The organism is Leisingera sp. ABM4_103, assembly GCF_056158685.1.
The window spans coordinates 1,044,572-1,062,040 of the sequence record NZ_JBSWTU010000005.1; the positions used below are offsets into that span (position 1 = coordinate 1,044,572).

At 66.2% G+C, this 17,469-nt stretch carries 17 protein-coding genes; 12 read left to right on the forward strand and 5 right to left on the reverse strand.

Annotation, left to right across the window (positions count from 1 at the left end; translation table 11 throughout):
- The first annotated feature begins 23 nt into the window (after positions 1-23).
- A complete protein-coding gene (mbfA, locus tag ACXAED_RS06610) occupies positions 24-998 on the forward strand; it encodes an iron exporter MbfA (protein WP_475053034.1) in 975 nt (324 codons plus the stop codon).
- A gap of 380 nt (positions 999-1,378) precedes the next feature.
- Entirely contained in the window at positions 1,379-2,308 is a 930-nt protein-coding gene (locus tag ACXAED_RS06615; RefSeq protein ID WP_475047990.1) for an AEC family transporter, read from the forward strand.
- Here ACXAED_RS06615 and ACXAED_RS06620 read toward each other — a convergent pair.
- The gene (locus ACXAED_RS06620) at positions 2,305-2,646 is read right to left on the reverse strand and encodes a cupin domain-containing protein (protein ID WP_475047993.1); all 342 of its coding nucleotides are present in this window, start codon (positions 2,644-2,646) and stop codon (positions 2,305-2,307) included. The two genes, ACXAED_RS06615 and ACXAED_RS06620, sit on opposite strands and share 4 nt — an antisense overlap.
- A gap of 239 nt (positions 2,647-2,885) precedes the next feature.
- On the opposite strand from ACXAED_RS06620, the gene fghA reads away from it, so the two are divergent.
- From fghA to ACXAED_RS06655, 7 genes are all read left to right on the forward strand, one after another.
- The gene (gene fghA, locus ACXAED_RS06625; protein WP_475047996.1) at positions 2,886-3,719 is read left to right on the forward strand and encodes an S-formylglutathione hydrolase; all 834 of its coding nucleotides are present in this window, start codon (positions 2,886-2,888) and stop codon (positions 3,717-3,719) included.
- Positions 3,720-3,738: 19 nt separating this feature from the next.
- On the forward strand, positions 3,739-5,241 hold the full coding sequence (gene sthA / locus ACXAED_RS06630; protein WP_475047998.1) for a Si-specific NAD(P)(+) transhydrogenase: 1,503 nt from the start codon (positions 3,739-3,741) through the stop codon (positions 5,239-5,241).
- Positions 5,238-5,693 (forward strand): YaiI/YqxD family protein, encoded by a 456-nt coding sequence (locus tag ACXAED_RS06635; protein ID WP_475048000.1) that lies wholly within the window; start codon positions 5,238-5,240, stop codon positions 5,691-5,693. The genes sthA and ACXAED_RS06635 overlap by 4 nt, the downstream gene beginning before the upstream one ends.
- Before the next feature lie 288 nt (positions 5,694-5,981).
- Positions 5,982-6,944 carry a DMT family transporter gene (locus ACXAED_RS06640; RefSeq protein ID WP_475048002.1) on the forward strand — a complete coding sequence of 321 codons (963 nt, stop codon included), beginning with the start codon at positions 5,982-5,984 and terminating at the stop codon, positions 6,942-6,944.
- 6 nt (positions 6,945-6,950) lie between these two features.
- Positions 6,951-7,571 (forward strand): HAD family hydrolase, encoded by a 621-nt coding sequence (locus ACXAED_RS06645; RefSeq protein ID WP_475048005.1) that lies wholly within the window; start codon positions 6,951-6,953, stop codon positions 7,569-7,571.
- Between the two features lie 30 nt (positions 7,572-7,601).
- Positions 7,602-8,519 carry an ornithine cyclodeaminase family protein gene (locus tag ACXAED_RS06650; protein ID WP_475048008.1) on the forward strand — a complete coding sequence of 306 codons (918 nt, stop codon included), beginning with the start codon at positions 7,602-7,604 and terminating at the stop codon, positions 8,517-8,519.
- Positions 8,516-9,445, forward strand: coding sequence for an alpha/beta fold hydrolase (locus ACXAED_RS06655; RefSeq protein ID WP_475048010.1), 930 nt, complete (start codon positions 8,516-8,518; stop codon positions 9,443-9,445). Before ACXAED_RS06650 ends, ACXAED_RS06655 begins: the two co-directional genes overlap by 4 nt.
- A 91-nt stretch (positions 9,446-9,536) precedes the next feature.
- On the opposite strand, the gene ACXAED_RS06660 is transcribed toward ACXAED_RS06655, so the two are convergent.
- Positions 9,537-10,787 (reverse strand): MFS transporter, encoded by a 1,251-nt coding sequence (locus tag ACXAED_RS06660; protein WP_475048013.1) that lies wholly within the window; start codon positions 10,785-10,787, stop codon positions 9,537-9,539.
- Positions 10,788-11,007: 220 nt separating this feature from the next.
- On the opposite strand from ACXAED_RS06660, the gene zapE reads away from it, so the two are divergent.
- A complete protein-coding gene (zapE, locus tag ACXAED_RS06665) occupies positions 11,008-12,081 on the forward strand; it encodes a cell division protein ZapE (RefSeq protein WP_475048016.1) in 1,074 nt (357 codons plus the stop codon).
- Entirely contained in the window at positions 12,078-12,983 is a 906-nt protein-coding gene (locus ACXAED_RS06670; RefSeq protein WP_475048019.1) for a bestrophin family protein, read from the forward strand. The genes zapE and ACXAED_RS06670 overlap by 4 nt, the downstream gene beginning before the upstream one ends.
- 167 nt (positions 12,984-13,150) lie before the next feature.
- Here ACXAED_RS06670 and ACXAED_RS06675 read toward each other — a convergent pair whose 3' ends face one another.
- The 3 genes from ACXAED_RS06675 to ACXAED_RS06685 form a co-directional block, all read right to left on the reverse strand.
- Positions 13,151-14,419: a bifunctional folylpolyglutamate synthase/dihydrofolate synthase gene (locus ACXAED_RS06675; RefSeq protein WP_475048021.1), complete on the reverse strand. Its 1,269-nt coding sequence runs from the start codon at positions 14,417-14,419 to the stop codon at positions 13,151-13,153.
- 111 nt (positions 14,420-14,530) lie between these two features.
- Positions 14,531-15,481 (reverse strand): acetyl-CoA carboxylase, carboxyltransferase subunit beta, encoded by a 951-nt coding sequence (gene accD / locus ACXAED_RS06680; RefSeq protein ID WP_475048024.1) that lies wholly within the window; start codon positions 15,479-15,481, stop codon positions 14,531-14,533.
- Positions 15,482-15,544: 63 nt separating this feature from the next.
- On the reverse strand, positions 15,545-16,435 hold the full coding sequence (locus ACXAED_RS06685; RefSeq protein WP_475048027.1) for a lysostaphin resistance A-like protein: 891 nt from the start codon (positions 16,433-16,435) through the stop codon (positions 15,545-15,547).
- A gap of 351 nt (positions 16,436-16,786) precedes the next feature.
- Between ACXAED_RS06685 and ACXAED_RS06690 the strand changes: the two genes are divergently transcribed.
- Positions 16,787-17,410: a hypothetical protein gene (locus tag ACXAED_RS06690; protein ID WP_475048030.1), complete on the forward strand. Its 624-nt coding sequence runs from the start codon at positions 16,787-16,789 to the stop codon at positions 17,408-17,410.
- The last annotated feature ends 59 nt before the right edge of the window (positions 17,411-17,469 follow it).

The following is a 17,469-nucleotide window of genomic DNA, read 5'->3' on the forward strand; positions in this document are numbered from 1 at the left end:
AATTCTAAACTAGAGGGCAGATGATGCGGTTTTTCACTCAGCGCAAACAGTTTGCGGACCTGACCGGGCAGGAGGTTCTTGCCCTGGCAATTGCATCCGAGGAGGACGATGCGCGTATCTACCGCAGCTATGCGGAGCGGCTGCGGGCGGATTATCCGGCAACCGCGGCGATGTTCGACGGCATGGCGGCGGAAGAGGACGAGCACCGCGCCCGGCTGATTGCCCTGCATGAGGCGCGGTTCGGCCCCGCCATCCCGCTGATCCGGCGCGAGCATGTGGCAGGCTACTATGCCCGCCGCCCCATCTGGCTGATGGAGAACCTCAGCCTGGACCGCATCCGCGACGAGGCCCGCGCAATGGAGCGCGACGCCGAACGCTTCTACACCGCCGCCGCCGCCCGCACCCGGGACGCTGCGACCCGCAAGCTGCTGGGCGACTTGGCCGCGGCTGAGGCCGGGCACCAGGCCCGCGCCGGTGAGTTGCAAGAGGCGCATCTGGACGACGGCACCCGCGCAGACGAGGACCGCGCCGCCCACCGCCAGTTTGTCCTCACCTGGGTGCAGCCGGGGCTGGCCGGGCTGATGGACGGTTCGGTCTCCACCCTGGCGCCGATCTTTGCCACCGCCTTTGCCACCCAGGACACCTGGACTACCTTCCTGGTCGGCATGGCGGCCTCGGTCGGGGCGGGCATCTCGATGGGCTTCACGGAAGCCGCCTCGGATGATGGAGAACTTTCGGGCCGCGGCTCTCCCATCAAACGCGGGCTGGCCTCCGGCATCATGACCACCGTCGGCGGCCTGGGCCACGCGCTGCCCTACCTGATCCCGGAGTTCTGGACCGCCACCACGCTGGCGCTGCTGATTGTGTTTGTGGAGCTTTGGGCCATCGCCTGGATCCAGAACAAGTTCATGCAAACCCCCTTCTGGCGCGCCACGATGCAGGTTGTCCTTGGCGGCGCGCTGGTGCTGGGCGCCGGCGCCCTGATCGGCAGCGGCTAGAGCCAATGGAAGCTCTCCCGCCCGCTCCGGAACAGCCAAAGACTGCCCCTCCCCGGTTGGGCCTGGCAGCGCTGACGCGCTGCGGGCCGCTTTTCTTGGCCAAGACAGGGTCAAGGGCGGCAAAGCCGCCGCGCGGCAGCGCGGTTCACCCTTGAGGCTGTCTTGGACGATCCCACAATCGGCATGGCGCTCTCAGGGCACACCTGCCCTTAGAGCGCGTCTCAGCAGAAAGCCCTGCCCTGTGCGCAGCACAGGGCCACCCCCAACTGTGAAGGACATTCTTAGAATGACCTGAACAGGCGGGAGCACGCCCCTGGCCATTCAACGCCTGCCCAAAAAACAGCCTTTGCCAATTGGTCAGCACTTGTTACCAATTCCCCATGGCCGAAATCTTCTTCCGCACCCTGCCCTTCTTCGCAATCATCGGCCTTGGCTACTGGGCCGGGCGCAGCCGGTTCTTCACCGAGGAAGCCACCGCCTATCTCACCCGCTTCGTGTTCTACTTCCCGCTGTCGGCGATGATCTTCGGCTTTGCCGCCAACCTGTCCTTTGCCGAGGTCTTCGACCCCACGCTGATCCTCGGCTACCTGGCCGGCACCCTGGCGGTCTATCTGCTGGTGACGGCAGTAGCGATGGTGCGCGGACTGGACGTGCCCACCGCCGCGGTGGAGGCGCAGTGCGCGGCAATCGGCAATGTCGGCTTCCTCGGCCTGCCGATGATGGCGATCCTGTTCGGACCGGCCTCCGCGGCACCGATGATGGTGGTGCTCAGCGTCGATCTGGTGGTGTTCTCCTCGCTGATCGTCATCCTGATCAACGCAGGCCGCGGCCAGGGGCTTGGGCTGGCGACCCTGAAACTGGTGGGGCTGGGCCTGCTGAAAAACCCGATGATCCTGTCCATCGTCGCGGGCCTTGCCTGGTCGGCCTCAGCACTGCCGATCCCGGAGCCCGCCAATGATTTCCTCACCATCCTCGGCGGTGCCGCCACCCCCGGGGCGCTGTTTGCCATCGGCGCCTCGCTCGCCTCGAAATCCGCCGAGCGTGTGCAGGTCGCCGGCTGGCTCAGCTTTGCCAAGCTGGTGCTGCACCCGGCCTGCGTTGCCGTCGCGGTGCTGTGGCTGATCCCGGCCGCGCCATTCTCCGCCTCCGTCGCCATCGCCGCCGCGTCGCTGCCGGTGGCAGGCAATGTCTACATGCTGGCGCAGCACTACGGCGTGGCCCCGCACCGGGCTTCCGCCGCAATCTTCATCTCCACTGTGGTGTCGATCATCACCGTACCCGCGGTGATCGCCTGGGTCTCCGGCCCCTAAAGCCGGATCACGTAATCCTTGCGGGTGGTCTCAATCACCTCCCAGGTGCCGCGGAACCCGGGCCGCAGGATGAAACTGTCGCCCGCCGCCAGCGGATATTCGGTGCCGTCCTCGCCGGTGATCACCGAGCGCCCCTCCAGGATCCGGCAGTATTCCCACTCATCATAGGCAATCCGCCACTTCCCCGGCGTCGCCTGCCAGATGCCGCAATAGAGCCCGTCGGCCTCTTCCGCATTCCAGGTGGTGAAAACCGGATCGCCTGCGATCACCTTGGCCGGGTCCGGGCGCTCTGTCTCCGGCTCCGCGGCGCTGGTGGTCACTCTCAGAAACTTGCTCATGGCCTGCTCTCCCTGCTGCTCCGGCTGAAGACTGTCGCGGCTTTGGGCGCAGCTGTCCAGCTTCTCCTTTGCACCGGCGCTGCCTGACATCTTCTGCCAGAAATCCGCCCCCTGCCCCCGCGAAGTTTGCAGTTTCGCAAGCCTTCTGCCGCAAAAACCGGAATTGCCGCCGCCCTCCCGCTGGACGCTGCGGCAATCTGGCGATAGCGATAGGGCTAACAGATTTGAGGAGCCTCACCATGGAAACCGTTTCCGAGAACCGTGCCTTTGGCGGCACCCAGGGCGTCTACAAGCACGCCAGCAGCGCCACCGGCGGCGACATGACATTCGGCCTGTTCCTGCCGGAAGAGGCCAAGGACGGCCCGGTGCCGGTGCTGTGGTACCTTTCAGGCCTCACCTGCACCCATGAAAACGCGATGACCAAGGCAGGCGCCCAGGCCTGGTGCGCCGAGCAGGGCATCGCCATCGTCTTCCCCGACACCTCGCCCCGCGGCGAAGGCGTGGCCGATGACGAGGCCTATGATCTGGGCCAGGGCGCGGGCTTCTACGTGAACGCCACCCAGGACCCCTGGGCGCCGCATTTCCGCATGTGGGACTATGTGGCCGAGGAGCTGCCCGCACTGCTGGGCGAGAAGTTCGCCATCGACCTGGAGCGCCAGTCGATCACCGGCCATTCTATGGGCGGCCACGGCGCGCTGACGCTGGCGATGAACCTGCCGGGCCGCTACAAATCGGTCTCCGCCTTCGCGCCGATCTCCAACCCGACCCAGTCCGACTGGGGCCGCAAGCAGCTGAGCGCCTACCTGGGCGACGACGAGGCCGCCTGGGCCAAGCACGACGCCACCCTCTTGATGCGGGAAAGGGGCTTTGACGGCCCGATCCTGATCGACACCGGCACCTCCGACCAGTTCATCGACCTGCTGAAGCCCGAGGCGCTGGCGCACGCGGTTGCCGAACGCCGCCAGCAGGCCACCCTGCGGATGCAGCCGGGCTATGACCACAGCTATTTCTTCGTGACGACCTTCATGGAGGAGCATGTCTCCTTCCACGCCGACGCGCTGTACCAGAACTGAAAAGACAAGGAACGCGGCCATGAGTGACGAATTTGATTATGACCTGATCATCATCGGTTCCGGCCCCTCGGGCCGCGCCGCTGCCATCCAGGCGGGCAAGCTGCACCGCCGGGTGCTGGTGATCGACCGCAAGGACCGGCTCGGCGGGGTCTCGGTGCACACCGGCACCATCCCGTCGAAGACCCTGCGCGAAACCGTGCTGAACCTCTCGGGCTGGCGCGAACGATCGTTCTATGGCCGCTCCTACCGGGTGAAGGACCAGATCGAAGCAAACGACCTCAAGGCACGCCTGCACATGACCCTCGATTACGAGGTCGACGTGCTGGAGCACCAGTTCAACCGCAACCACGTGGACACGCTGAACGGGCTGGCGAAATTCATCGGCCCGAACGAGGTCGAGGTCGCGACCGAAGCCGGCGAAACCACCCGGATGACGGCGGAGAAATTCCTGATCGCCACCGGCACCCGCACCTACCGCCCGGATTACGTCCCGTTCAACGGCAAGACCGTCGTGGACGGCGACGAGTTCCTGGAGATGGCCGAGATCCCGCGCTCGCTGGTGGTCATTGGCGCCGGGGTGATCGGGGTGGAATATGCCACCATGTTCTCCGCGCTCGATGTGCGCGTCACCCTGATCGAGCCGCGCGAGACCTTCCTCGACTTCATCGACAAGACCCTGATCCAGGACTTCACCCACCAGATCCGCGAGAACGGCGTCGACCTGCGGCTCGGATCCGCGGTGGAGAGCATCGAGGACGCAGGCGAGCATATCGAGGTGTCGCTGGCCAACGGCCGCCACGTGCGCGGTGAAATGCTGCTGTTCGCGGCCGGCCGCATGGGCGCCACCGCGGCGCTGAACCTGGACGCCGTCGGCCTCAAGACCGACCACCGCGGCCGCCTGTCCGTGGACCGCAAGACCTACCAGACCGAGGTGCCGCACATCTATGCCACCGGCGATGTGATCGGCCACCCGTCGCTGGCCTCCACCTCGCTGCAGCAGGGCCGCGTCGCCGCTTGCCACGCGCTGGAAACCCCGACCCTGCCGGAAAGCCCCTGGTATCCCTATGGCATCTACTCGGTGCCGGAAATGTCCACCTGCGGCATGTCCGAGGAAGAGCTGAAAGAGCGCGGCATCCCTTACGAGGTCGGCGTCGCCCGCTTCCGCGAAACCTCCCGCGGCCACATCATGGGGCTGGAGCACGGCATGCTGAAAATGCTGTTCTCGCTGAAAACCCGCCGGGTGCTGGGCGTGCAGATCGTCGGCGAAGGCGCGACCGAGCTCATTCACATCGCCCAGGCGGTGCTGAACCTCAAGGGCACGGTGGACTACTTCGTGCAGAACACCTTCAACTACCCGACCCTGGCCGAGGCCTATAAGATCGCCGGTCTCGACGCCTTCAACCGGATGCCGATCCCGGAAGAGTTCAAGGTCAAGAAACCCGCCCGCAAGGCCAAACCGGTCTCCAAGGCAGAAGCAAAGGCAGACCCCAAACCCGTGGCTGACAAAAAGGCGGCCGAGTGACCGCCCTCTACATCGACGCCGACGCCTGCCCCGTGAAGCAGGAGGCCGAGCGGGTCGCCACCCGCCACGGCCTGCGCATGTTCGTGGTCTCCAACGGCGGTCTGCGGCCTTCGCAGAACCCGCTGGTGGAAACCGTGATCGTGGCCGAGGGCGCCGATGTGGCCGACATGTGGATCGCAGAGCGCTGCGGGCCGGGCGATGTGGTGGTGACGGGCGACATCCCGCTGGCCGCCAAATGCATCGAGGCCGGCGCCCGCGTGCTGCGCCACAATGGCGAACGGTTCACCCAAGCCAACATCGGCCAACAGCTGGCGATGCGCGACCTGATGGCGGATCTCCGCGCCGCCAACCCGCTGGGGATGCAGGGCGGCGGCAAGGGCTTCACCAAGGCCGACCGCTCCCGCTTCCTCGACGCGCTGGAGCGCGAACTGCGCGCCGCCAAACAGGCCTGATACCGGGTCAAGGCTCCGCGCAGCGGACCGCGCGCAAGCGCGGCCTGGCCTTGACGCGGGATCAGGCCGGCAAACACTCGGGCAGGCGCGTTCAGGGCAGACCTGACCCTGAACCGCTTCTCAGCAAGAAATCAAACCCCTCCCCGAGCCCCGAACCCCACGTTCTGCGGCCTAAAATTCCGGGCCGGAATTTTGCCCGGAAAAATTGCATTTTTCCGTCCCCCGCCCCATTGCCCGGCCACGCCAAATCCGCCACTGATCAAACTCAGGGAACGGGAGGCGGCACAGATGAGCGCAGAGGTCAAAATCAGCGTCCCCGGCCTGTTCGCCGCGGCCGGCGCGGGTATTGCCTTCTCCGTCATCGACATGGTCTTCAAGTTCCTCTCGGGCGATTACCCTCTGTACGAGATCGTCCTGTTCCGCTCCGTCATAGCAGTGGCCGTCATGCTCGCCATCATCGTGCCGCTGGAGGGCGGCTACCACCTGCTGCGCACCCACCAGCCCAAGCTGCACCTCGCGCGCTGCCTGGTGGTGTTCTTCGCCAATATCTTCTTCTTTACCGGTGTCGCCATCCTGCCGCTGGCCGAAGCTGTGGCCATCGCCTTTGCCACACCGCTGATCGTCACCGCCCTGTCAGCGCTATTCCTGGGCGAGCGCCCCGGCCCCTGGCGCTGGGGCGCGGTGTTTGCGGGCTTCCTGGGCGTTCTGATCATCATGCGCCCCGGCCCCGGCACCTTCCAGCCCGCCGCCCTCCTGCCGCTGCTGGGCGCCTGCGGCTATGCCACCCTGCACGTGCTGACCCGCCGCGCAGGCGGGACAGAGGCCGGCGCCACGCTCGCCTTCTACCCGATGATGGGCTTCCTGATCCTCAGCGCCCTGGCCGGCCTGATCTTCGGCGACGGCCGCTTTGCCAGCGGCGGCAGCCCCGCCTTCGACTTCCTCCTGCGCGCCTGGATCTGGCCCGCACCGCAGGACTGGCCCTACCTGATCGGCGTCGGCCTCGCCGGGTCGATCGGCGGCTATCTGGTCAGCCAGGCCTACCGCATGAACGAGGCCGCCCTGGCCGCCCCGTTTGAATACATCGCCATGCCGATGTCGGTCCTGTGGGGCGTGCTGATTTTCAACGAATGGCCCGATGCGGCGGTCTGGGCCGGCAGCGCCTTGATCATCGCCTCCGGCCTGGTCTCCGTCTGGCGCGAGACCCGCCGCAGCCGCCCCGCCCCGCGGCCCCGCCCGCGCGCAGAAGGATGACCCTAGATGCCCATTGATGCCGTCGTCTTCGACATCGGCCGCGTGCTGATCGAATGGGAGCCGGAACGCTTCTACGACAGCCGCATCGGCCCGGCCCGCCGCAAGCAGCTCTTCGCTGAGGTCCCCCTGCACGAAATGAACCTGAACGTCGACCGCGGCCACCCCTTCCGCGAAAGCGTCTTTGCTCTGGCACAGCAGCACCCGGAGTGGGCTGAGGAAATCCGCTGGTGGCACGACTGCTGGCTGCACATGGCGCCGCGCGAAATCCCCCGCACCGTCCGCCTGATGCAGGCGCTGCAAGCCAGGAACGTCCCGGTCTTCGCCCTCAGCAACTTCGGTGCCGAGACGTTCGAGCTCGCCTGCGAAACCTACCCCGCCTTACGTGGCTTTGACCGCACATTTGTCTCCGCGCATCTGAAATGCATCAAGCCAGAGCCGGAAATCTATGCCATTCTCGAACGCGAAACCGGGGTTGCGCCGGACCGGCTGCTGTTCACCGACGACCGCCCCGAAAACATCGAAGCCGCCCGCGCGCGCGGCTGGCAGACTCATCTGTTCACCGCGCCCGGCCCCTTTGCCGCACGGCTGGTGCAGGCAGGGCTGCTGACAGAACAAGAGGCCGCATAAGGCGGCACGCACAGGAAGGACGACAGGCACATGAGCATCCCATTCATCACCTTTGAAGAGGGCGAGGCGCTGCTGGACTGGGTCAGCTTTGCTGACGCGCTGGCCGCCAGCCACGATCTGCCCAAGGCCGAGATCGGCGACACCTTCCTCTACCGCGATCCCGACACGCTGCTCAGCCGCTCCGCCTGGATCGACGGGCTGGGCATCGCGGTGAAAACCGCCAATATCTTCCCGCGCAACCCGGATGCGGGCAAGCCGATGATCAACGGCTCAGTGTGCCTCTACTCCGACACAGACGGCACGCCTGAGGCGCTGGTGGATTTCCACCTGGTGACCAAGTGGAAGACCGCGGGCGACAGCCTGCTGGGCGCCCTGCGGCTGGCCAACCCGGAGGCAAAAGAGGTGCTGATCGTCGGCGCGGGCACCGTCGGCGCCTCCCTGATCGAAGCTTTCGGCGCAGGCTTCCCGCAGGCGCAGATCCGGGTCTGGAACCGCACCGCCTCCAAGGCAGAAGACCTCTGCGCCCAATACCCCGGCACCAAACACGCACCCGACCTGGAACCGGCGGTGCGCGCGGCGGATATCATCGTCACCTGCACCATGTCCTCGGACCCGGTGATCAAGGGCGCATGGCTGCGCCCCGGCCAGCACCTCAACATGATCGGCGCCTACCGCCCCGACATGCGCGAAGCCGACGATGAGGCACTCAAACGCGCGCAGATCTACTGCGACAGCTTCGACACCACCCTGGACCATATCGGCGAGTTCAAAATCCCGCTGGCTGCAGGCACCATCCAGCGCAGCGATGTGCTGGCGGACTGCTACAGCCTTGACCGGTTCCCCGCCTTCGATCCCGCACAGATCACCCTGTTCAAGAACGGCGGCGGCGCCCATCTGGACCTGATGACCAGCCACCACATCCTGCAGAAGTGGAAAGCAAAAGCATGATCTGGCTGCTGGCCCTTGCCGTTCTGGCAGTTGCACTTGCGCCCTTCCTGCGCGAGCGTCTGCGCAAGCCGATGAACGCCAAGGCCCGGCAGACCGCCCCCGGCGCGCTGGCGCAGCTGCCCGGCGGCTGCACCCATTACCGCTGGACCGGCCCCCTGCGCGGGCCCGTCGCGGTCTGCGTCCACGGCCTCACCACACCGTCTTTCGTCTGGAACGGCATCGCCAAGGGCCTGGGCGCCCTGGGCTACCGGGTGCTGACCTATGACCTCTACGGGCGCGGCTATTCGGACCGCCCCGCAGGCCCGCAGAACAGCGCATTCTTCCTCACCCAGCTGGAGGAGCTGCTGGCAGATCAGGAGGTGGGCGATGATGTCACCCTGATCGGCTATTCCATGGGCGGCGCCATTGCCACCGCCTTTGCGGCGGCCCACCCCACCCGCCTGCGCGAGCTGATCCTGCTGGCCCCTGCCGGTTTCGGCCGCAGCGGCGGCCGCTTGATACACATTATCCGCAATGTGCCGGTCTTTGGCAGCTGGCTGATGCACGCCATCTACCCCGCCCTGCACACCCGCAGCACTCAGGCAGAGCGCAGCCTGACCTCCTCCGTCCCCGGCATCATCGACCTGCAGCAGCAGGAGCTGGGCTACCGGGGCTTTGTTCCCGCCGTGCTCGCTTCCCTGCGCGGCGTCCTGAACGAGGATTTCACCGAAGAGCTCCGCAGCCTGCACAGCAAGGGCGTTCCGGCCCTGGCCATCTGGGGACAAGAGGATGCGGTGATACCTCCGAGCTCGCCCGGCCGCCTGGCCGAACGCGCCCGATCCGTCCGGCAGGAGGAAATCCCCGGCGCAGGCCACGGCCTGCCTTATACCCACACGGACCAGGTGCTCGAGATCATCGCCCAAAACCACCGCCGCGGCCTGATGTAAACGCCGCCCGCGCTTTTCATCTTTCCCTAAATACTCCGGGGTCCGGGGCTGGCCCCGGCTCCTCGGCCCGCCACGCAGCACACCGCAGGCGTCACGCCGCGACCGCAGCCGGGGCGGCCCGCAGCGGCCGCTCCTTCACCGGCAGATGCACAATCGCACTGAACGCCCCGACACCGACGCCGATCCACCAGACCAGGGTGTAATCGCCATAGGCGTCATACATCCGCCCGCCCAGCCAGACGCCCAGGAAACTGCCCAGCTGGTGGCTGAAGAACACGATGCCATAGAGCGTTCCCATGTAGCGCAGCCCATAGATATGCGCGACCAGGCCCGAAGTCAGCGGCACCGTCGCCAGCCACAGCGAGCCCATGGCAACCGAGAAGATGATCACCGACAGCGGTGTGATCGGGAATATGATGAAGGCCGCCGCCGCAATCGTCCGCCCGGTATAGATCGCCGCCAGCAGGTATTTCTTGGAATACCGCTTGCCCAGATAGCCCGCCAGCAGCGTGCCGCCCACATTGGCCGCCCCGATCAGCGAAATCGCCGCCGCCCCCAGCGCGGAGGTGGTGGTGATCCCGATCGAATGCAGCGCGCCGCCCGGCAGGATCGGCCCGCACATCTCAGTCACAAAGGCCGGGAAATGCGCGGTGACAAAGGCCAGCTGATAGCCGCAGCTGAAAAAGCCCAAGAAGATCAGCGTGTAGGACGGATCCTTGAACGCCTTCATCAGGATCGCCCCCATGCTCTCTTCCAGCTCCAGCCTGGAGGCCGCCTCCGGCGCCCGCATCAGCGGCAAGAACGCAATCAGCGCCAGCACCACGCCCGCAAACAGCAGGAAAATCGTCTGCCAGGGCAGGAACCCCAGCATCCACTCTGCCGTTGGCGCGCCAAAGATCTGCCCGGCAGACCCGGCCGCGGTGACAATCGCCAAGGACATCGAGCGGTTCTCGTCGGAACTGGCGCGGCCCACAACCGCCAGAACCACGCCAAACCCGGTGCCCGCGATGCCAAAGCCCACCAGCCACTCATAGGCCTGCATCTCAAACGGCGTCGTTGACCAGGCGCTCAGCACCAGCCCCGCGGCATAGACAATCGCCCCCATGACGATCGCTTTACGGTCGCCTATCTTCTCGGCAATGGCGCCGAATACCGGCTGCCCGATGCCCCAGGCCAGGTTCTGGATCGCAATCGCCAGCGAGAACTCCGCGCGCAGCCAGCCGAACTCCTCGGCAATCGGGATCTGAAAGACGCCAAAGGAGGCGCGCACCGCAAAGCTCACCATGATGATGATGCAGCCCACGATCAGAACGGGGGTAAACAGCGGCGCGGAACGGTCCATAGCGTCTCTCCTGGCAAGCTGCGGAACTCTCAGGGAAATCTGGCGGCCGGTCAAATCAGGAATTTTGCGCGCATGGTTAAGGAAAATTGATGTGACAGGCTTCTTAGGTCCTGGCCGGGTCAGAAAAGCTGATCCGGCCTGCCTCACGCAATACACTCCTTGGCACCGCGAGCGCACGAGGAACTTCCCATCCCCCGCGCCCCGCGCTATCCCTGTCCCCATGACCCATTTGAGTGCGCTTTACCGGCAGAAGATCGACGCGGGCGAATTGAAGCCCGACCCGGCCCAGGAAGCCGTGCTTCCCCATTTCGACCGCATCGCAGAAGGATTGAAGGCGCCGCCGGTGAAACGCGGCTTCTTCCGCAAGGCGGAATACCAGACGGTCAAGGGGCTCTACCTTTGGGGCGGCGTGGGCCGCGGCAAGTCGATGCTGATGGACCTGTTTGTCGACAGCCTGGACGGCATCCCCTCGCGCCGGGTGCATTTCCACGCCTTCATGCAGGAAATCCACACGCAGATGCATGAGGCCCGCCAGAACGGGGTCGAGGACGCGCTGGCGCCGGTGGCGGCAGACGTGGCAGACTCGGTGCGGCTCCTGGCCTTTGACGAGATGCAGATCACCGACATCACCGACGCGATGATCGTCGGGCGCCTGTTCGAGGCGCTGTTTGCCGCCGGGGTCACCGTGATCACCACCTCCAACCGGGTGCCGGACGACCTTTATAAGAACGGGCTGAACCGGCAGCTGTTCCTGCCCTTCATCGACCTGATCAAGGCGCAGATGGACGTGCATGAGATGGTCAGCGCCACCGATTACCGCCAGGACCGGCTGACCGGTGCGCAGGTCTATTTCGCGCCCGTCGACGCTGAGGCCCGCGCCCAGATCCGCGCGATCTGGGAGGATCTTTCAGGCGGCCCGGCACAGCCGCTGACGCTGGAGGTGAAAGGCCGCGAGGTTACCCTGCCCGCCTTCCGCAACGGGGTGGCGCGGGCCACTTTCTATGACCTCTGCGGCAAGATGCTGGGGCCGGGCGACTATCTGGCCATCGCCGAGGAAGTGAAGGTCCTGGTGATGGAGGACATCCCCCGCCTCAGCCGCAACAACTTCAACGAGGCCAAACGTTTCGTCACCCTGATCGACGCCCTCTATGAGGCGCGGGTGCGGCTGATCTGCTCCGCCGCGGCGCAGCCCGAAATGCTCTATGTCGAGGGTGAGGGCACTTTTGAGTTCGAACGCACCGCCTCGCGCTTGCGCGAGATGCAGGACAAGGACTGGGGCACCGCGGCGCCATGATCGTCCGCGATACGCCCAGCCGCTGGGAGATCTTCCTGATCCTGAACGGGTCCGTGGTGCCGCAGATCCTGCCCAACATCATCGGCGCCGCGCTCTGGGCGCTCCTGGTGCTGGTGCTGGACCGCTACGTCGTAGCGATGCCGGAAATCTCGATCGGCGCGATGGGAGTGTTCGGCCTGTCGCTGTCGCTGTTCCTCAGCTTCCGCAACAACGCCGCTTATGAGCGCTGGTGGGAGGCGCGGCGGATCTGGGGCCGCATGGTCTCCGACGTGCGCAGCCTGGCGCAGGAGCTGCGGATATTCGCCGGGAAAGGCCCCGATGAGGATTACATCCTGACCCGCATCCTGGCTTTCCACCACCTGCACCGCGCCCAGCTGCGCGGCGATGAGGTGGCGGAGACGGTCCGCCGCTGGGCCGGGCCGGAAGCGGCGGAGGCGCTGCTGAAGAACACCAACGCCCCGAATGCCGCCCTGCAGGACATCGCGACCCGGCTGCGCGAGATGGCAGAGGACGGCCGCATCGACGGTTTCGGCCAGCGCGCCCTGGCAGAACGGCTTGCCGCTTTCCCGGCCGCGCAGGCCGGCAACGAGCGGCTGCTGACCACCCCCCTGCCCTTTGTTTATTCCCTGCTGGTCTGGCGCACGACCTATCTCTACTGCCTGCTCTTGCCCTTTGCCCTCTTGGACAGCGCCGGCTGGTTCGAGCCGCTGGTGGCGGCGGTGGCGGCTTATGTCTTCTTCGGCCTGGCCCAGGTGACGCATGAATTGGAGCACCCGTTCCGCAAACAGGCCAATTCCGTCCCGCTCAGTGCCATGTGCCGGGTGATGGAGATCTCTGTCTGCAACGCCCTGGGCCGTGAGGTGCCGCCGCGGCTGGAGCCCGTGAACTACGTTCTGGACTAGGGGCAGGAAGGGTCAGGGGGCGCTGCCCCCTCGGCCTCACGGCCTCACCCCCGGAGTACTTCCGGAAAGATGAAAAGCGGCCGCGCCGCGCCAGCGGCGCCCGGCCCAACGGGATGAGACCGGCAGGTCGAAGCCGGGCGGGAGAGCCTCCCCCACCGCCGCAAATCTCAGCCGTTTTCGCGCAGGATATGGCCTGCCAGGTACAGCGAGCCGCAAATCAGCACCCGCGCCTGCGGGTCCTTGGCGATGATCGCCTGCAGCGCCGCCATGGTGCTCTCCGCGGTGCCCGCGGCGATGCCCACGGATTTGGCTGCGGCTTCGGTCTCCTCGGCGCTCAGTGTGTTGATCTCATCCGGGATCGAAATGGCGGTGAGGCTTGCAACATGCGGTGCCAGCGGCGCCATGTAGCCGCTCACATCCTTGGTGTTCAGCATACCGCAGATGAGGTGCGTGGGTCGTTCGGGCAGTTTTGCCAGCACATCGGCCAGCGCCACGCCGGCCGCGGCGTTGTGGCCGCCGTCCAGCCACAGCTCGGCCTCCGGAGCGGCCTCCACCAGCGGGCCGGTTTTCAGCTTCTGCATCCGCGCAGGCCATTCGGCATTCAGCATCGCGGCTTCGCAAGCCGCCTCATCCGCCCCCAGATGGCGCAGCGCCGCCAGCGCCGCACCGGCGTTCTGGATCTGATGCGCGCCCAGCAGGGCCGGCAGCGGCAGGTCCAGCAGGCCGTTTTCGTCCTGGAACACCAGCCGCCCCCGCTCCTCGTAGACGTGCCAGTGCTGGCCATAGGCGATCAGCGGCGCGCCAAGACGGGCGGCGGTGGCCTCAATAACCTCCATCGCCTCCTCGGGCTGCGGGCCGACCACAACCGGCACGCCGCGCTTGATGATCCCCGCCTTCTCCGCAGCGATCTTGGCCAGCGTGTTGCCCAGGAACTGCTCGTGGTCGATGGAGATGGGGGTGATGACCGACAGCTCCGGCGTAATCACATTGGTGGCGTCCAGGCGCCCGCCCAGACCGACCTCCAGCAGTGTGTAATCCGCAGGCGTACGCGAAAACGCCAAGAGCCCCGCCACTGTGGTGATTTCGAAATAGGTGATGTTCCCGCCATTGTTCGCTGCATAGCACTCATCCAGCACCTCGGTCAGATGCGGCTCGGAGATCAGTTCGCCCGCCAGCCGGATCCGCTCATGAAAGCGCGCCAGATGCGGCGAGGTATAGGCGTGAACGCTCTTGCCCATGCCCTCAAGACCCGCCCGGATCATCGCCTGGGTCGAACCCTTGCCATTGGTGCCCGCCAGGTGGATCACCGGCGGCAGTTTTTCCTGCGGATTGTCCAGCGCCTCCAGCAGGCGCCAGACCCGGTCCAGCGTCAGGTCGATGATCTTTGGGTGCAGCGCCATCATGCGGGCGAGGATCGCGTCGGAGGTCTGGGTCATCAGCCTGGTCCTGTCAGGTCGGAGTGTCTTAGGTCGCAAAGAACAGCGCCCGCCCAGGAAGGGACGGGCGCTGACCGGCCTTATAGGCCATGCGTATCTGTTTAAACCGGATTACTCGGCAGCTTCTTCGCTGGGAGCGCCATCGGCCGGCGCATTTGCGGCCTGGGGAGTCTCTTCCTTCTCCGGCACCGGCAGATCGCCCACCACCTGCGGCGGCAGGTCCATCAGCATGCGGATGATGGTGATCAGCTCTTCGCGCATCTCGGTGCGCGGGGTCACCCGGTCCAGCATGCCGTGGTCCAGCAGGTACTCAGCGCGCTGGAAGCCGTCGGGCAGCTTCTCGCGGATGGTCTGCTCGATCACCCGGGGACCGGCAAAGCAGATCAGCGCGTTGGGTTCGGCGATATGCACATCGCCCAGCATCGCATAGGAGGCGGTGACGCCGCCGGTGGTCGGATGGGTCAGCACCACGATATAGGGCAGGCCCGCCTCTTTCAGCATTTCGACCGCAACGGTGGTGCGCGGCATCTGCATCAGCGACAGGATCCCCTCCTGCATCCGGGCGCCGCCAGCGGCCGAGAACAGCACCAGCGGGCGGCCCAGCTTCACCGCTTCCTCAGCCGCGGCGATGATGGCGTTGCCCACATACATGCCCATGGAGCCGCCCATGTAGGAGAAGTCCTGCGCAGCAGCGATAATGGGCGTGCGGCCGATCTCGCCCGCGGCCACCAGCATCGCGTCTTTCTCGCCGGTCTTCTTCTGCGCCGCCTTGATCCGCTCTGGATATTTCTTCTGATCCTTGAACTTCAAGGGATCGGTCAGCGGCTCCGGCACCGCGACCTCGGTGAAGACACCGCCGTCAAACAGCGCGGTGAACCGGTCGCGCGGCGTGATGTTCATATGATGGCCGCAGCTGGTGCAGACGTTCTGATTGTCGCTCAGCTCGCGGTGAAACAGCATGGTGCCGCATTCATCGCATTTCTGCCAAAGGTTCTCGGGCACTTCGCGGCGCGAAAAGATCGAGTTGATCTTGGGCCGGACGTAGTTGGTGATCCAGTTCATATTGCTTGCCTCTCCGGGGGCGCGGTTTGCCCCCCAGATAAGGCGCATTTGCCGCAATTGCAATCAGCGGCGTATGGCAAGCCGCGCTGTCAGCCAGCTCACCAGCATCAGCGCAAAGTCGACGGCCATCCACGGGCGCAGGTTGCCGGTGTCGGCCATATCAAAGGGGATCAGGTACAGCGCCAGCCCATTGAGGCTGGTGGGCGAGGCAAACAGCAACAGCGCGGCGGCGTTGTTGAAAAAGTGCACCGCCATCGCAGGACCCAGGGTCCCGGCCCGTGCGGTCAGGTCCGCCATCAAGAGCCCGAACAGCCCGGCCCAGGCGGTGATCAGCAGCGCGTTTTCCCCGGCATCAACCGGCAGGTAATGGCCCAGCGCGAACAGCGCCGAGGGCACCAGCAGCCAGACCGCGGGGCTGCGGAAGCGGGCTGCCAGCGCCTGCTGGATATAACCGCGGAACAGGATCTCTTCCGAGCCGGTCTGCACCAGCACCGCGGCAACCGAGAAGGGCAGGATGCCCAGCCAGGTCCAGAACGGCAGATTCGGGGTCATCGGCGGCCCCATGCTGTAGGGCGGCAGGGCCATCAGCACTGCACTCAGCCCCAGCAGAAACAGGCTGACGCGGCCGAACTGCCAGACCAAGGGCCGCAAATGCCCGGTCACGGTGGCAAAGCTGCGCTGGTGAAACAGCCGGGCGGCCACCGCCACCCCCAGCGACAGGAAGGCAAAGCTGCCCAAGAGCACCAGCATCGCACCCGGGTTGCTGCCATCGGCCAGCCCCTGCAGCCAGGCTCCGGGAAACAGCTCCGCGACGGTCACCTGCAGCGCTGCTGTCATCGCAAAGCTGACCGCCGCCACCAGCACCAGCCCCAGCAGCAGACGCCACAGCTGCGGCTGCGCCCGGGCAAACCGCACCATGGCCTCATGCGCCCTGTAGCCCTGCCTGTGCCGCATGGATGCTCCCTTCCGGCCAACCGCCAAATGCCGGCAACGTTATGCATTGCTGCAACGCCATGGCAAGGCATCGGCACCGCGGGGCTGTTCGCTCTTGCCCGGCGGCGGGCCTGACCGTTATGAAATTGGCAAAAAACAACACCGGCAGGGGCAGCAGTGACTAAAATAACCAGCGGAAAACCCGCGTCTTTTCCGCCCGCCGGCGGAAAGGCGCCCACCCTTGCGCCATTGGCCAAGGCGGCTGCGGCGGTGCTGACCGGCGCGTTTATGACCGCTTGCTCCTCTGCCCCCCAAAGCCTCTCCTTTGCGGCCCGTGACGCCGGCCAGTCCCCCCTGCAAGGGGGCCAGATAATGTCCTTTGCCAACGGCGAGGTGCTGCTGGCCGCGCCGGAAAGCTATTGTTTCGACCAGCGCAGCAGCGCCGCGGACGGCAGCGGCGGCTTTGCCCTGATCGCCCATTGCAGCCGCCTGGAGGGGCGCGGCTGGTTCGGCGCCCGCAAGGCGGCGGTGCTGACCGCCTCCATCGGCCCGGCCAAACAGGACGCGCTGGCACCGCAGGCCACCGACATCGCCGCCATGTTCCCCGGCGCCCGGCTGCTGGAAAGCCGCGAGGATCAGCTGCTGCCGCTGGTGCGGCTGGAGTTTCCCGAAGCCGTGGCCAAGGGCGCCAGCCCGGTGCACTGGCGCGGCGCCTTTGTGCTCGACCGCCACCTGGTCGCGCTGGCGCTTTATGCGCCCGACGGCAGCCGCGCCCTGGGCAGCCACGGTGCGGCCCTGCTGAACGAGGTGACTCACCGCACGCTGGAGGCCTCCACCCTGCCGGAGCTGGAGGAGGCGCAGGCCGCACAACCGCCGGCAGCCGCCGCAGCGCTGCGGCCCCGGCCGCGGCCTGCGGGCCCGGCGGCAGACGGCGGCGCCCCCGAAGCCCGCAAAAAACGCGGGCTGCGCCAGCGGATTGCCGGTTTATTTCATTAGCCGCGCTCGGTTACACTGCCGCCAGCCCCCGCGGCCGGCCGCGCCGGGGCCGGACAGGC

Bases quoted from the DNA above. Each gene is read 5' to 3' on its own strand.
- mbfA (WP_475053034.1), top strand. From the start codon at position 24: ATGCGGTTTTTCACTCAGCGCAAACAGTTTGCGGACCTGACCGGGCAG.
- ACXAED_RS06615 (WP_475047990.1), top strand. From the start codon at position 1,379: ATGGCCGAAATCTTCTTCCGCACCCTGCCCTTCTTCGCAATCATCGGC.
- ACXAED_RS06620 (WP_475047993.1), bottom strand. From the start codon at position 2,646: ATGAGCAAGTTTCTGAGAGTGACCACCAGCGCCGCGGAGCCGGAGACA.
- fghA (WP_475047996.1), top strand. From the start codon at position 2,886: ATGGAAACCGTTTCCGAGAACCGTGCCTTTGGCGGCACCCAGGGCGTC.
- sthA (WP_475047998.1), top strand. From the start codon at position 3,739: ATGAGTGACGAATTTGATTATGACCTGATCATCATCGGTTCCGGCCCC.
- ACXAED_RS06640 (WP_475048002.1), top strand. From the start codon at position 5,982: ATGAGCGCAGAGGTCAAAATCAGCGTCCCCGGCCTGTTCGCCGCGGCC.
- ACXAED_RS06645 (WP_475048005.1), top strand. From the start codon at position 6,951: ATGCCCATTGATGCCGTCGTCTTCGACATCGGCCGCGTGCTGATCGAA.
- ACXAED_RS06650 (WP_475048008.1), top strand. From the start codon at position 7,602: ATGAGCATCCCATTCATCACCTTTGAAGAGGGCGAGGCGCTGCTGGAC.
- ACXAED_RS06655 (WP_475048010.1), top strand. From the start codon at position 8,516: ATGATCTGGCTGCTGGCCCTTGCCGTTCTGGCAGTTGCACTTGCGCCC.
- ACXAED_RS06660 (WP_475048013.1), bottom strand. From the start codon at position 10,787: ATGGACCGTTCCGCGCCGCTGTTTACCCCCGTTCTGATCGTGGGCTGC.
- zapE (WP_475048016.1), top strand. From the start codon at position 11,008: ATGACCCATTTGAGTGCGCTTTACCGGCAGAAGATCGACGCGGGCGAA.
- ACXAED_RS06670 (WP_475048019.1), top strand. From the start codon at position 12,078: ATGATCGTCCGCGATACGCCCAGCCGCTGGGAGATCTTCCTGATCCTG.
- ACXAED_RS06675 (WP_475048021.1), bottom strand. From the start codon at position 14,419: ATGACCCAGACCTCCGACGCGATCCTCGCCCGCATGATGGCGCTGCAC.
- accD (WP_475048024.1), bottom strand. From the start codon at position 15,481: ATGAACTGGATCACCAACTACGTCCGGCCCAAGATCAACTCGATCTTT.
- ACXAED_RS06685 (WP_475048027.1), bottom strand. From the start codon at position 16,435: ATGCGGCACAGGCAGGGCTACAGGGCGCATGAGGCCATGGTGCGGTTT.
- ACXAED_RS06690 (WP_475048030.1), top strand. From the start codon at position 16,787: ATGTCCTTTGCCAACGGCGAGGTGCTGCTGGCCGCGCCGGAAAGCTAT.